The 354-nt window shown below is 71.2% G+C and carries 1 protein-coding gene; it reads left to right on the plus strand.

Features of this window, described 5'->3' with window-relative positions; genetic code table 11:
- Positions 1-283, plus strand: a 283-nt coding sequence (locus AOK08_RS47750) for a 3-keto-disaccharide hydrolase (protein ID WP_241827157.1), incomplete at its 5' end; no start/stop codon positions are given.
- Positions 284-354 lie beyond the last annotated feature (71 nt).

Here is a 354-nt window from a genome sequence, read left to right on the forward strand (position 1 = left end):
GTACGGCTTCCAGTCGGCCGACCTGCGCAAGCGCGACCGCGCGCTGAATCCGCCGGGGGAGTGGAACACGTACGAGATCCGCGTCGAGGGCGAACGGCTCCGCGTCTGGCTCAACGGCGTACGGATCAACGATTTCACCAACACCGATCCGGCCCGCAGCCTGCGGGACGGCCACATCGGCATCCAGAACCACGGAGCCGACGACCAGGTGTCCTTCCGGGACATCCGGATCAGGGAACTGCCCGCGACCGTGCCGGGGAGCCCGGCCGCCACGGGCCACTGAGCGGCGGCGGGCGGAGGACGCCGGACCTCCGCCCGCCGCCTTCCCGTCCCATCTCTTCCCCCCCCCATCTC

Origin of the sequence: Streptomyces graminilatus (assembly GCF_001418565.1) — a bacterium.
In the GTDB taxonomy this organism is placed as follows: Bacteria; Actinomycetota; Actinomycetes; order Streptomycetales; family Streptomycetaceae; genus Streptomyces; species Streptomyces graminilatus.